Source organism: Achromobacter sp. NCFB-sbj8-Ac1-l, from assembly GCF_052695805.1.
Genome location: NZ_CP199812.1, coordinates 3183810 through 3196517, shown reverse-complemented (window position 1 = coordinate 3196517; position 12708 = coordinate 3183810). Strand labels below are relative to the sequence as shown.

The window sequence follows — 12708 nt, the reverse complement described above, 5'->3', positions numbered from 1 at the left end:
GCCAAATTTCGCCAACCTGATGACTACGGCGTGCAAGTATTGGCTAATATTCGGCTTCTGTTCGCGCCTGGCGCGGCAGGCGAGAGCGGGGCGCCGGATGACGATGGGCGTTGTACAGCCCGGCGTGAGGAAGAGGCAATGCGGTTTGGCAACCTGATGTTCGATCCGATGTTTCGCTACGCCCGCCGTGACGATGGCACGACGATGCACTTCACCCCGGTCGAAAGCGCCGCGCTGTCGCTGCTGACCGCCCACGCGGGCCAGATCCTGCCGCGCCAGCGCCTGCTCGATGCCACCCAGCGCGGCGACGTCGATGCGCTGGAGCGCAGCGTGGACCTGCTGGTGAACCGCCTGCGCACCAAGCTGGGCGATTCGGCCCGCACCCCGCGTTTCATTGCCACCAGCTACGGCGAAGGCTATAGCTGGATCGCCGCGCGCGCCCCCGAACCGGGCGAAGACGTCTACGTGGCCATCGGCCCCGCCGCCGGTCCCGCGGCCTTGCGCACCGAGCCGCGCGTGCGCGCTTTCCTGGACGACCTGGCCGACGCCTTGCGCGCCCGCCTGCCCAGCGAACGCGGCGTGCGGCTGCTGGCCCCCAAGGCGGGCGAGGGCGCCGATGCGCCGTTTCGCGTCGAAGTCGGCCTGCGGCAGGACACTGCCGGCGTGCATTGCGCGGTGGTGCTGCGCGCGGCCGCCAGCGGCGCCGCGCTGCGGGCCGAGCGCTGGACCATTGCGCCCGACGACCTGGCCGGCGCCGCCCGCACGGCCGCCACGGCGTTCGCCGCGGCCATCAAGAGCGAGATCTGGCGCAACCTGGCCACCGCCGGCGGCCTGGCCGGCCCCACCGACGAGCCCATCGAACTGCGCCTGCACCGCGCGGCCGTATTGCTGTCGCGCACGCCTCAGACCTGGCTGGAATCCGAAGCCGAACTCGAAAAGCTGCGCGCTGAAAACCCGGCCGATCCCCAGACGGCCCTGATGTGGGCCTCGCACCTGTATGCCCGGCTGGTGCTGGACCTGGCCAGCGACCCCGCCCAGCTCGAACCGCAGATCGAGGCGCTGGTGTTCCAGGCGTTGCCGCACGCCCGCGGCAACCCCATGCTGGCGCTGGCCGCGGCCAAGCTGCTGTGCTTTGTCAGCCGCGAGCACCTGGAACTGGCCGAAGCCCTGGCCGAAGACGCCTTCGCCCAAAGCACCGCGTTCGCCTCGGCCTTTGCCGTGCTGGGGCAGCTACGCCTGAACCGCGGCCGCCTGCCGGAAGCCATCGACTATTTCGACCAGGGCATCGAACTGGCCGAACCCGGCTCGGAATTCCAGGTGTTCCTGATGGTGCTCAAGTGCACCACGCTGCTGGCGCTGGACGACCGCCAGGCCTGCCAGGCGGCGTGCGAAACGCTGTACCGCACCAAGCCGCTGACGCGCATGCAGATGGGCCTGTTCCTGGCATCGCCCGACGAGGTGTTGCCGGACGACCTGCGCCAGATCCTGCTGTCGCTGGACGCGGGCCTGTTGCGCCGGTTGCTGCTGCACTTCGACTACCTGTTCGTGCGGCGCGTGCCGGATGCGGCCGGGCGAAAGAACATGTTCCGGGGCGTGCTGACGCAACTGGCGCAGCACCGGCCGCTGGATGACCTGCCGGCGCCGGTGCGGGTGTACGCCCAGGGCGGCGCGGGCGAAGGCCTGTAGCGCAAAGGGCTGGCCAGCCGCCATTTGACAAAGCGCCGAGGTTGGAGGAAGCTTCACCCCCATGACTTCCCGCGCCGTCCGCATTTCGCTGATTATTACCATCATTCCGAGAATGGTGGGTTAGCGCACGACCGCAGTCAGTCAAACGAACCCGCCCCACGAGGCGGGTTTTTTGTTGCCGCCTCTGCCGGGCTTCCCCGATTTCACAGCCGCAGAGATCCGCCATGCAACAACCGCAAGCCGCCACCGCCACAGACACCGACACCTTTGCCCAGGGCCATGCCGCGCCCATGGAATACCTGCGCCAGATCCTGACCGCGCGGGTCTACGACATTGCCCGCGAGACCGAACTGGACCCGGCGCTGGGCCTGTCGCGCCGCCTGGGCAACCGCGTGTCGTTCAAGCGCGAAGACAACCAGCCGGTGTTTTCCTTCAAGGTGCGCGGCGCCTACAACAAGATGCGCAACACGCCGCAGGCGGCGCTGGACCGCGGCGTCATTACCGCGTCCGCCGGCAACCACGCCCAGGGCGTGGCGATTTCCGCCGCCAAGCTGGGCGTGCGCGCCACCATCGTGGTGCCGCAGACCGCGCCCCAGGTGAAGGTGGACGCGGTGCGCGCCCACGGCGGCCCGACGGTGCAAGTGGTGCTGGCGGGCGATTCGTACAGCGATGCCTATGCGCACGCGCAGACGCTGGCCGCCGAGCAGAACCTGACCTTCATTCCGGCGTTTGACGACCCCTATGTCATCGCCGGCCAGGGCACGGTCGGCATGGAAATCCTGCGCCAGCATCCGGGGCGGCTGGACGCGGTGTTCGTGCCCATCGGCGGCGGCAGCCTGGCGGCGGGCGTATCGGTGTACCTGAAGGCGGTGGCGCCGCAGGTCAAGGTGATCGGCGTGCAGATCGCCGATTCCTGCGCCATGGCGCAGTCCATCCAGGCGGGCGAGCGGGTCAACCTGGCCGAGGTGGGGCTGTTCTCGGACGGCACGGCGGTCAAGCTGGTGGGCGAAGAAACCTTCCGGCTGTGCCGCGAATTCCTGGACGACGTGCTGCTGGTGGACACCGACGCCGTCTGCGCGGCCATCAAGGACGTCTTCCTGGATACCCGCAGCGTGCTGGAACCGGCGGGCGCCCTGGCGGTGGCGGGCTTGAAGCAGTACGTGGAACGCGAAGGCGCACAGGATCAGGGGCTGGTAGCCATCACGTCGGGCGCGAACATGAACTTCGACCGCCTGCGGTTCGTGGCGGACCGCGCGGAAGTAGGCGAAGCGCGCGAGGCGGTCTTTGCCGTGACGGTGCCCGAAGAACGCGGCAGCTTTCGCCGCTTCTGTGGCGTGATCGGCCAGCGCAGCGTCACCGAGTTCAACTACCGCATTGCCGATGCGCGCACCGCCCGCATCTTCGTCAGCGTGCAGATCGGGCGGCGCGGCGAAGCGGCCGAGATCATGCAGGCACTGACGGAACAGGGTTTCGCGGTCAGCGACCTGAGCCATAACGAGGTGTCCAAGCAGCACATCCGCTACATGGTGGGCGGGCGCTCGCCGCTGGCTGGCGGTGAACGCTTGTTCCGCTTTGAATTCCCCGAGCGTCCCGGTGCGCTGATGACCTTCCTGTCGGCGATGGCGCCCAACTGGAATATCAGCTTGTTCCACTACCGCGCCCAGGGGGCCGATTTCAGCTCGGTGCTGGTGGGCATCCAGGCGCCGCTGGCCGATGATGCGGCGCTGGACAAGTTCCTCGCGCAGCTGGGCTACGCGCACTGGGAAGAAACGGACAACGAGGCGTACCGGCAGTTCCTGGTCTGAGCGCCCACGCACCGGCATCCGGCCGGGGCGGGATGCCGGGCACGCACGGCCGTATCGGGCGAGGCGTGATCAGGCCGGCGTGCACTGGGGCTTGCGCGGCAGGTCAACGCCAGGCTTGACGCGCAGCATGGCCTTGCCCGGCGGGCCAGGCGTGAATTCCAGAGAACGTGCGCGCCAGGCGGGCAGATCGTCGTAGCGGATGTCGATCTTGCTGCTGATGCCGGTGACGCCGGGGTCGAACTGCATGGCCGGCAGTTGCTGGCAGGTGTCCTTGGCGTCCCAGCGGGCCAGCTCGCGTCCGTCGGCCAGCCGCGCCACGCGAAAGCCCGCGGGGGTCGGCACGAATTCAGTGATGGCGGGCACGAGCTGCATATAGCCGTAGGCGTCCTTGACCTGTTTTGCCGGCTGGGTCTCGACGGCCTTGGACCCCGCCGGCACCGCCAGGTAGGCCACGTCGCCGTCGACGTCCAGCAGCCGGCCAGCGCCCAGGTTGATGGCCTGCAAGGGCGCATGGCGGATCAGCACGGTTTCGTTCCAGGCGGTTTCCACGCGGGTCCAGCCGGGCAGGCGCGCGTCCAGAAAACGCGTGACCTGGATGCTGTTGCGCTTCGGGTCTTTCGAGACATCGATACGCTGCCCGCGCAGGGCGCCGTTCACCACCTGCAAGTAGGCCAGCACGGTGCTCGCGCTGCCGCTGGTGAAGAATGCCAGCACGCCGCCGTCCAGCGCCTGCGCGCCATTGGGGCAATAGAAGGCGCGCTGTGGCGGCCCCTTGCCATCGGCAAACAGCAGGTCGGTCACGTCTTTGCCGCACAGGGCCTGGCCCTGGAAGGTGATGGTGGTGCTGCGCGTCTGCTGGCGCTGGCCGGTGTTCCAATCCTGCCGGCTGCCGGTGTTGACCTCGGCCACCAGGCCATCGCGGTTATAGATCGTGTCGGCAGTGGCGGACGTGCCCAGCAGGGCGGCTGGCAAAGACGCCAGCAAAGAAAGGTGCAGTGTCAGCGCGCGGCGGGCTTTCATCGTTCGGCTCTCGGCAAGCAGGTCGGCGGTCGACGGAGCCTTGACTATATAACGTCAGGTCAACCCGTCGTCAGGCCAACCCGTCCACATGCACCTGCGGCTGGCCTTGCGGGCAGCGTTCCACCCGCGCCCGCACACCGTAGGCGCGGCGTAGCGTGTCGGAGGTCACGACGTCTTGCGGCGGCCCTTCGGCCAGCAACGCGCCGCCATGCAGCAGCAAGGCCCGGTCGGCGTGGCGCAGCGCGATGTTCAGATCGTGCAGCACCACCAAGGTGATGAGGCGATGGCGCGCCGTCTGGCGGCGCAGCACGTCCATCACATGGAACTGGTAGTTCAGGTCCAGCGCCGACAGCGGTTCGTCCAGCAGCAACAGCCGCGGCCGGCGCACCAGCGCCTGCGCCAGGGACGCCAGCTGCTTCTGGCCGCCCGACAGTTCATCCAGGTAGCGGCTGGCCAGCGGGCCGATGCCCAGTTCGGTCAGCACGCGCATGGCTTCGCCCATCAGCGCGTCGCCGCCCTGGCCGTGGCGGCCCGAGCGGGCGGCCACCAGGACGGATTCCAGCACCGTCATGTGCACGCCCTTGGGCAGGGCCTGGGGCATGTACATGGCCTGCGCGGCCCGCTGCGCCGGTGGCAGGCGCCCGAAATCCGCACCGTCCAGCCGCAGCGTACCGCCCTGCATCGGGTTCAGCCCCGCCAGGGTCTTGAGCAGCGTCGACTTGCCGCTGCCGTTGGGCCCCAGCAGCGCCGTCAGCGAGGCCTCGGGCAAGGCCTTGGCGTGCAGGTTGCGCAGCACCGGCCGGCTGCCGTAGCCGGCCGTCAGGCCGCGGATTTCCAGCGTCGCGTTGGCTGCCGCCGTGTCGCCTGGCAAGGGGATGTCCCGCAGATTCATGGCGTCAGGGTTGCAGCGTCAGCGTGCCGCGCATGTGCTGGGCGTGCGCCGGGAACGAGCAGTAGAAGGTGTACGACTGCCCGGCGGCCAGGCGGCTGACGGGGAAGGTCACGGTGGCGGTTTCGCCGCCGCCGAGCATCGGTGTCTTGGCCAGGATGCGGGCGTCGCCGGGGGCCAGGAACTCGTGCGCGGCGCCGGCCTTGATACCGTCCACCATCACGGCATCGATGTCTTCGGTCTTGGTCAGCACCCAGTTGTGGCCGGCCTTTTCCTTGCTGTTCTTGCCGGTGTGGATCAGGCGCACCGTGAAATCCTTGCAGGTCGACGGCACCACGATGTGGTTGGGTTCGAATTTCTTGCCGGGCTGGCCTTGCACGTCGATGGTGCAAGCGGCAGCGGGCGTCGTCGCGGCGGGCTCGGCGGCCTGGACGGCACCGGCGGCGAACAGGGCGGCCAGGGCAAGCGTGTAGCGGTGTTGCATGGGAAAGCGTCTCCGGGGTTCAGGAAAATGCGTCAGCTGCGCTTCAAGGCGCGAATGACGATGGTGAGAAAAAAGGGAATGCCGACCAGCGACGTCACGATGCCCACCGGAATCAGCGCGCCGGGCAGCACGGTCTTGGACGCGACCGAGGCCAGCGACAGGATCAGCGCGCCGCCCAGCGCGCTGCCGGGCAAGTAATAGCGGTGGTCTTCGCCCAGCAGCAGGCGGGCGATGTGCGGCGCCACCAGGCCCACGAAGCCGATGGTGCCCACGAACGACACAGCCAGCGCCGCCAGCGCGCTGACGCGCAGCAGGCTCACCAGACGCAGGCGCTTGACGTCGATGCCGAAGCTGGCCGCGCGTTCTTCGCCCAGCCGCACGGCGGTCAGCTTCCAGGCGTCGCGCATCGAAAACGGCAAGGCCAGCGCCAGCGCCGCGGCCATCACGCCCACGGTCGTCCAGGTGGCGCGGGCCAGGCTGCCCATGGTCCAGAACACGATGCCTTGCAGGGCTTCTTCGCTGGCCACGAACTGCAGCAGCATCACCAGCGCCTGAAACGAATACACCAGCGCAATGCCGAACAGCACGACCCCCAGCGTCGACCCGCCGCGCCAGCGTGCCACCCGTTCCAGGATCAGCACCGACACCAGCGTGCTGGCAAAGGCGGCCAGCGACACCACCATGCCCGGCGGCAGCGCCGGCACGTGCCAGTCCAGCGTGATCGCCAGCGACGCCCCAAAGGCAGCCGCCGCCGATACGCCCAGCGTGTAGGGGCTGGCCAGCGGGTTGTCCAGCATCGTCTGCATCTCGGCGCCGCCCAGGCCCAGCGCCACGCCCACCAGCAGGGCCATCAGCGCATAGGGCAGGCGAAACTGCCAGACGATGACGCGCGCGCCGGCATCGGCTGCGTCCGGGTGCAGCAGCGTGCGCAGCAGGTCGGCCGGCGCGAGGCCCGCGGGGCCGGTGGCGATGTCGGCCAACAGGCTGACGACAATGGCCAGCGTCAACAGCAGGGCCAGCGCCAGCCGCCGCTTCTGCGTGCGGCGGTGCAGGGCAATGGCGTCAAGCGGGGCGGCGGCGGTGGCCGCCGTGGCAAGTGCGGAAAGCGACATGATCAGCGTGCCCGGCCGTGCCTAGCGGCCCGCCGGCGCGGTCCAGTAGGTGCCCGCGCCGTCCACGTCCAGGAAGTCGCGATACAGCGTATCCAGCGTCGCGCGCGGGTCCAGCGCGGCGGCGCGTTCCGGATACAGCCACTTGGCCATCGCTTCCACCGCCGCCACGTTGTAGGGCGAGTTGTAGAACGCGTGCCAGATGCCGAAGGCGCGGCCCTTCTTGACCGCATCCAGGTCGCGGATGCCGCCGCGTTCGAGCAACGTCGACAGGCTGGCGGCCGACACGTCCGTCGCCGCGCCGGGGCCCGCCAACAGGCCTGCGCGGCCGGGTTCGGACCGGCTGCCCGTGGCGATATACACCTGGGGCTGCGCCTGCAGCAGAAATTCCATGCTGACATCGCCTATGGCCCCCGGCAGCACCGGCGCGGCCACGTTCACGCCGCCTGCGGCTTCCAGCAAATCGCCAAAACTGCCGTTGCCCGTGCTGTGGCAGCACGCCGGCCACACGCCCGCCAACATCTCCACGAACACGCGCGGCCGTTCGGCCTGCGGCACCGGCTGCACGATCTGGCGCACCCGCGCCATGTGCGATTCATAGAACGCGATATAGCGCTCGGCCGCGTCCTGGCGGTCCAGCGCCTGGCCCAGGATGCGCAGGCTGGGCACCGTGTTCTGCACGGGATGCTGCCGGAAATCGATGAACACGATCGGAATGCCGGCTTCCTGCAACGACGCAATCATCGGATTGTTGCGGCCCGGGCCGTGGCCGCTCAGGCTGAACACCGCCACGTCCGGCTTGAGCGACACGATCTTCTCGGGGCTCACGCTGGCTTCCGACGTCTTGCCGATCAGCGGCACGTCCGCCGCCTTCGGAAAACGCTTCACCAGCTGCTGCCACGAGTACGGGTCCTGCTGCTTCAGTTCGCCTTGCCAGCCCACCACCCGGGCCACCGGATCGGCGCGGTCCAGCAACGCCATCGCGAACACAAAACGGCCTTCGCCCAGCAGCACCCGCTGCGGGTGGTCGGGCACCGTCACCACGCGCCCGGCCAGGTCGGTCACCTGGCGGGCCTGCGCCATGGGCGCGGCGGCAAAAAGGCAAGCGGCAACGGCCAGCGCCGCGGGGAACATCGCTTTCAAACGCATGGAGGGATCCTGTGGCCACGACGTGCGCCGCGGGGTGCGGGTAACGCGAACCATTCCTATCGCCGTGCAGTCTCCGCCATCCCGTCTCAAGAAAGCGTTAAGACGCGCAGCCGCTGTGGCGCCGGGGCCGCAAGCGCCAGGCCAATGAATGGCCGGGCAGGGGGCGTGCTTACAATATGAGACTGATTTCCATTACCGGCACTGCCCGACATGCGCGTTCTTGTCATCGAAGACGACCCCGACATCCTGGCCAACATCACGCACCACCTCACGCGCCGCGGCTACATCGTCGACTGCGCCGAAGACGGCCTGCGCGGTTATGCCATGGCGGCCACGGGCGGCTTCGACCTGATCGTGCTGGACCTGATGCTGCCCCGGCTGGACGGCTACGACCTGTGCCGCCGCCTGCGCATCGAGGCCGCCTGCGACACCCCCGTCATCATGGTCACCGCGCGCGACACCCTGGACAACCGGCTGACCGGCTTTGATGCCGGCGCCGACGACTACCTGGTCAAGCCCTTCGCCCTGGCCGAACTGGCCGCTCGCGCCAAGGCCCTGCTGCACCGGGCCAGCGGCGCGGGCGCCTCGCGCGTACTGCGCGTAGGCGACCTGACGCTGGACACCGGCACCCTGGCGCTGACCCGCGCCGGCCAGCCCCTGCGTCTGCCGCCATCGCCTCTGCAACTGCTGATGCTGCTGATGCGCGCCAGCCCGGCCGTGGTGCATCGCGGCCGCCTGGAAGAAGCCCTGTGGCGCGACTCGCCGCCCGACAGCGACAGCCTGCGCACGCACATCCACCAGATCCGCCAGGTGGTCGACAAACCGTTCGACACCCCCTTGCTGGTCACCGTGCACGGCATCGGCTACCAGCTACGGGCCGCCGCCGATGCGTAGCGCGCGGCGCGGCCTGGCCCGCCACCTGGTGCTGACCTACGTGCTGCTGGCCCTGCTGGTCGGCGGCGCATTGACGTGGGTGTCCATCTGGAGCGTCAACAAGCTCGAAGTCCACCTGCAGCGCATCGACATGGGCATGGCCGTGGACCGCGTGCGCGGCGACTTCCTGGCCGGCATCGACCCCGGCCGGCCGCATCGCTTCTTCCATGGCGACCCCGGCGGCCCGGCGTTTCCGGACTGGCTGCGGCGCCTGGGGCCCGGCTTTCACAAGATCGAGCGCGACGCCCGCGTGTGGCACGCCATGGTCGACGACAAAGACGGCCAGCGCTACATGCTGCTGCGCGACTACACCGACTACGAACGCAACCAGGCCACGTCCCACTGGACCGTCGTTACGGGGCTCGCCGCCAGCCTGGTCCTGGCCTTCGTGCTGGGCACCCTGGCCACGCGCCGCATGCTGCGCCCGCTGGCGCGCCTGGCCGCGCAAGTCACCGCCCGCGGCGCGCAACCGCCCCAGACCCGCCTGGCCGAAGACTATCCCCCCGACGAAATCGGCCGCCTCGCCGCGGCGTTCGATGCGACGTACAACCAGCTGGAACAGGCGCTGCGGCGCGAACAGCTGTTCACCGCCGACGTCGGGCACGAACTGCGCACGCCGCTGATGGTCATTTCCAGCTCGTGCGAATTGCTGCTGGATGAGCCGGGGCCGGACGGCGGCGGGCTGGACCCCGCCAGCGCGGCCCGCGTGGCGCGCATAGCCGCCGCGGCAACCGATATGGGCGAGCGGTTGGATACCTACCTGATGCTGGCGCGCGGCCGCGATGCCAGCGGGCAGTTCGTGCGGGAAAGCGCCGCCGACGCGGCCGGCGAACAACTGGCGACTTGGACGGCGGTCGCGCAGCGGCGCGGGATGACGTTGGTGTTCGAGGGGGATGAGGATAGCGGGGCGGCCGGAGGCTATCCGACGTTTCCCGCCCCATTGCTGCGTGCGGTCCTGTCCAACCTGATCCGCAATGCCTTGCAGTACGCCGGCCCGGGCGCCCGTGTCACCGTCCAGGCAGGCGGCGACTATCTACAGGTCGCCGACGACGGCCCGGGCATTCCGGCCGAACGCCAGGAAGCCATCTTCAGCCCCTTCGTGCGCGGCACGCAGCCGGACAACGGCAATCTCGGGTTGGGCTTGTCGCTGGTGCAGCGGATTTGCGAGCACCAGGGGTGGACCGTGTCGCTGACATCGGCGCCGGGGCAGGGGAGCGTGTTTCGGGTGGGGCTGCACAGCGCTGCGCGGTCTTGATCTTGAACTAGCGCTGCCGCGTCGCGCAGCGCGTTCGTAAAACCATTGCATAGCCATTCAAGGCGTGTCGGGAACGTGTCCGACATGCCTGCTGGCGTTTTCGGAAACTTCCTACCTTTTTCTGTCACTCGGCCGGATAGAGTGGTGGGCGTTTGCGCGTGGGGTAGGCGACCAGGGCAAACGAAGGGGGCTTGTCGAGGGCGACGGCCTATTCGGACTTCAAGCCTTTCGGAGAATTGCGCCATGAATAGGCAGGAATTCATTGCCGCCATCAAGCGTCATGTGCAGCAGCAAGCGGTAGATGACCTTATTGCGACGTACATCGCGCCTCCGGGCAGACGTCCATCTGACCAGCTTTCAAAGATCGCGCAGTGGAGGGCGCGATTGACCGTGAACGAGCAGTCGCTATTCGACGCCGTGATATCGGAATCTGTTCGCGTTGCCCTGTTTGGCGTATTCGCCGTGGTCGACGGTGTGCGTTGCGTCGATCAGGGTGTGGATCGATTCATCATCTCTGCTCAAGACTACTCAGGCAATAGGCAGGCGATAAATGAAGATGAAGCGCTCGATCTTCATGATGAGTTCGCTCTAGATTGACCAAAAGAGATCGGCTTTGGTATCTGGCGGGACTATTCATGATTGTATTGGAGTGAATGCAGTTGTTAGAGGTCGCATATTTCCTGATAGAGGATTTCGTCATCAATATGGGGAGAGGTGATTACATCTATCTTCAAGATAGATACGGCATTAGTACTGCCGTCGCAGACGAGATAACGAGGTGGTGACGAAAGGTCCGCTGGAGCAACTCGTCAGGCTGGCAAGAAAGAATGCCTACTACACAAAGCCTGCAGAGACCGACGCTGAACGTGATCGGTATTACGAATTCATCCATTACGGCCAAGTGGGAGCAAGGATCCTTGAAGGGGATGCCACGCACGATGACTCGGTTTTCGTAGCCGTTACCGAAAAATTGGCAGTCGGGGCGGCCAAGCGGGGTAGCCCCACGCATTTGAAGATGCAGGCAATGTTGCCGTACCCAGGCGAGTCATACGAGTGCTTTGCTGAGATCTTGAAACTGAAACAGCGGACAAAAAGACATAGCAGGCAGCCATGACCAGAAAATTATTGTCCGATGTTTTTCATGCGTACAAGCTGCACCCCGAGTTTATTGACCTGGACATCGAAGACGTCAATCAGCGTGGCGTCCTGGGATGCATGCTTTTGCATATCGCTTCACGCAAGGGACACCTTGAGCACATGGCGGTTCTGCTGGGTAACGGCGCGGCGATCGATGCAAGGGGAGATCTGTACAACACGCCCCTGCACGAGGCCGCACTATGCGGACAAGCGCAGGCTGTTGAGTTTCTGCTGAGTCGCGGGGCAGACGCAACGTTGAAGAACGAGCTAGAACAGACGCCTCTCGATGTTGCGATCTCGGGAATGAAGGCGGCTGTATGCGAAGTGCTTTGCAATAGGTGTCTTGGGTAGCGGTAGTTGTACTGAGACCACATAATGTGCCCGCCTACGTCTTTCTCTAAAAACAGCCATGGCATCTTTCAATTATCCACCTGACGCAATCGCGTCCTTCTATTTATATATCTATGAATGGATAGACGAACAGGATTTCAGCGTGACGCTGCCTGGTGATGACGGCTATTTCTCTCCATACGTCGAGGCGGCCCAGCAAAAGTTTCTGTCTCACGGTTGGACGGGTATTGGATCAGTCCAACTGATCTGGATTCCGCCGTTTGCTCTGTGTGGAATACTTGCGGGTGGAGTAGGCGCATTCATGGATCGTATGGGCGAATCTTGGTCGCGGGGCTTGATTTTGTGGCATGTCAAGCAAGCAGAGGACGGGCTGTCATTTCTTCTGTCTCCCGTGGAACTCGCGATTCCAGATTTCGGGTTGGATACTGACTAAAAGAGATTAGGTGTGGCCGGGGTACGGCGACAGGGAGCTATTGATGCACATTCAATTGGTGTACCCAGATGGGTACGACGAGATTGCCGAGTTTGAGCATGAAAAGAAGGGGTACCTGCTTGGGGTGCAACTTCACCTTAAGGGTTCGGTTATTAGCTTGGACTTTTATGACATCGCCAGATTGACGCAGGATACCGCCGAGGCATTGTCCGAAAAATCATATGTCCATCTGGAAAACGTCGTAATTGTCGACGCGGTGACGAAATTGAATATCGAATTGGCCGCTAGAAGAATTGCAGAGAGGTAGATCGAACCCAGAGCATCCGCCAGGCAGACGGTTTACGGTGCAGAGGGCCAGTCAAGGCATCATGGCGATGCCAGCGCTATTCAGCGAAATTCTCCGTGTACCCCAGCAGCAGTACATTCCCGCTAGCCGCAATCCCGGCAAGCTCGTGCC

13 protein-coding genes are annotated in these 12708 nt (G+C 66.2%); 8 read left to right on the top strand and 5 right to left on the bottom strand.

All coding sequences use genetic code 11. The annotated features are described in order from the left end of the window. The first annotated feature begins 138 nt into the window (after positions 1 to 138). Positions 139 to 1686: a winged helix-turn-helix domain-containing protein gene (locus tag ACUDP5_RS14625; RefSeq protein ID WP_445659114.1), complete on the top strand. Its 1548-nt coding sequence runs from the start codon at positions 139 to 141 to the stop codon at positions 1684 to 1686. 224 nt (positions 1687 to 1910) lie between these two features. Further along, positions 1911 to 3491: a threonine ammonia-lyase, biosynthetic gene (gene ilvA / locus ACUDP5_RS14620; protein ID WP_445659113.1), complete on the top strand. Its 1581-nt coding sequence runs from the start codon at positions 1911 to 1913 to the stop codon at positions 3489 to 3491. A gap of 69 nt (positions 3492 to 3560) precedes the next feature. On the opposite strand, the gene ACUDP5_RS14615 is transcribed toward ilvA, so the two are convergent. The 5 genes from ACUDP5_RS14615 to ACUDP5_RS14595 form a co-directional block, all read right to left on the bottom strand. Then, the gene (locus ACUDP5_RS14615) at positions 3561 to 4511 is read right to left on the bottom strand and encodes a hypothetical protein (RefSeq protein WP_445659112.1); all 951 of its coding nucleotides are present in this window, start codon (positions 4509 to 4511) and stop codon (positions 3561 to 3563) included. Between the two features lie 70 nt (positions 4512 to 4581). Further along, positions 4582 to 5403: an ABC transporter ATP-binding protein gene (locus ACUDP5_RS14610; protein ID WP_445659111.1), complete on the bottom strand. Its 822-nt coding sequence runs from the start codon at positions 5401 to 5403 to the stop codon at positions 4582 to 4584. 4 nt (positions 5404 to 5407) lie between these two features. After that, positions 5408 to 5884: an azurin gene (azu, locus tag ACUDP5_RS14605; RefSeq protein ID WP_445659110.1), complete on the bottom strand. Its 477-nt coding sequence runs from the start codon at positions 5882 to 5884 to the stop codon at positions 5408 to 5410. Positions 5885 to 5916: 32 nt separating this feature from the next. After that, positions 5917 to 6996 carry a FecCD family ABC transporter permease gene (locus tag ACUDP5_RS14600; protein WP_445659109.1) on the bottom strand — a complete coding sequence of 360 codons (1080 nt, stop codon included), beginning with the start codon at positions 6994 to 6996 and terminating at the stop codon, positions 5917 to 5919. A gap of 21 nt (positions 6997 to 7017) precedes the next feature. Continuing rightward, the gene (locus ACUDP5_RS14595) at positions 7018 to 8142 is read right to left on the bottom strand and encodes an ABC transporter substrate-binding protein (protein WP_445659108.1); all 1125 of its coding nucleotides are present in this window, start codon (positions 8140 to 8142) and stop codon (positions 7018 to 7020) included. Positions 8143 to 8352: 210 nt separating this feature from the next. On the opposite strand from ACUDP5_RS14595, the gene ACUDP5_RS14590 reads away from it, so the two are divergent. The 6 genes from ACUDP5_RS14590 (at position 8353) to ACUDP5_RS14565 (ending at position 12558) form a co-directional block, all read left to right on the top strand. Next, a complete protein-coding gene (locus tag ACUDP5_RS14590) occupies positions 8353 to 9036 on the top strand; it encodes a response regulator transcription factor (protein WP_263915070.1) in 684 nt (227 codons plus the stop codon). Beyond that, positions 9029 to 10330, top strand: coding sequence for a sensor histidine kinase (locus ACUDP5_RS14585; RefSeq protein ID WP_445659107.1), 1302 nt, complete (start codon positions 9029 to 9031; stop codon positions 10328 to 10330). Before ACUDP5_RS14590 ends, ACUDP5_RS14585 begins: the two co-directional genes overlap by 8 nt. Positions 10331 to 10573: 243 nt before the next feature. Then, positions 10574 to 10927 carry a hypothetical protein gene (locus tag ACUDP5_RS14580; RefSeq protein ID WP_263915068.1) on the top strand — a complete coding sequence of 118 codons (354 nt, stop codon included), beginning with the start codon at positions 10574 to 10576 and terminating at the stop codon, positions 10925 to 10927. A gap of 513 nt (positions 10928 to 11440) precedes the next feature. Further along, complete coding sequence (locus ACUDP5_RS14575) at positions 11441 to 11818, top strand: ankyrin repeat domain-containing protein (RefSeq protein ID WP_445659106.1); 378 nt, start codon at positions 11441 to 11443, stop codon at positions 11816 to 11818. Positions 11819 to 11876: 58 nt separating this feature from the next. Next, entirely contained in the window at positions 11877 to 12251 is a 375-nt protein-coding gene (locus tag ACUDP5_RS14570; RefSeq protein WP_445659105.1) for a hypothetical protein, read from the top strand. Between the two features lie 43 nt (positions 12252 to 12294). Continuing rightward, a complete protein-coding gene (locus ACUDP5_RS14565; RefSeq protein WP_263915065.1) occupies positions 12295 to 12558 on the top strand; it encodes a hypothetical protein in 264 nt (87 codons plus the stop codon). The last annotated feature ends 150 nt before the right edge of the window (positions 12559 to 12708 follow it).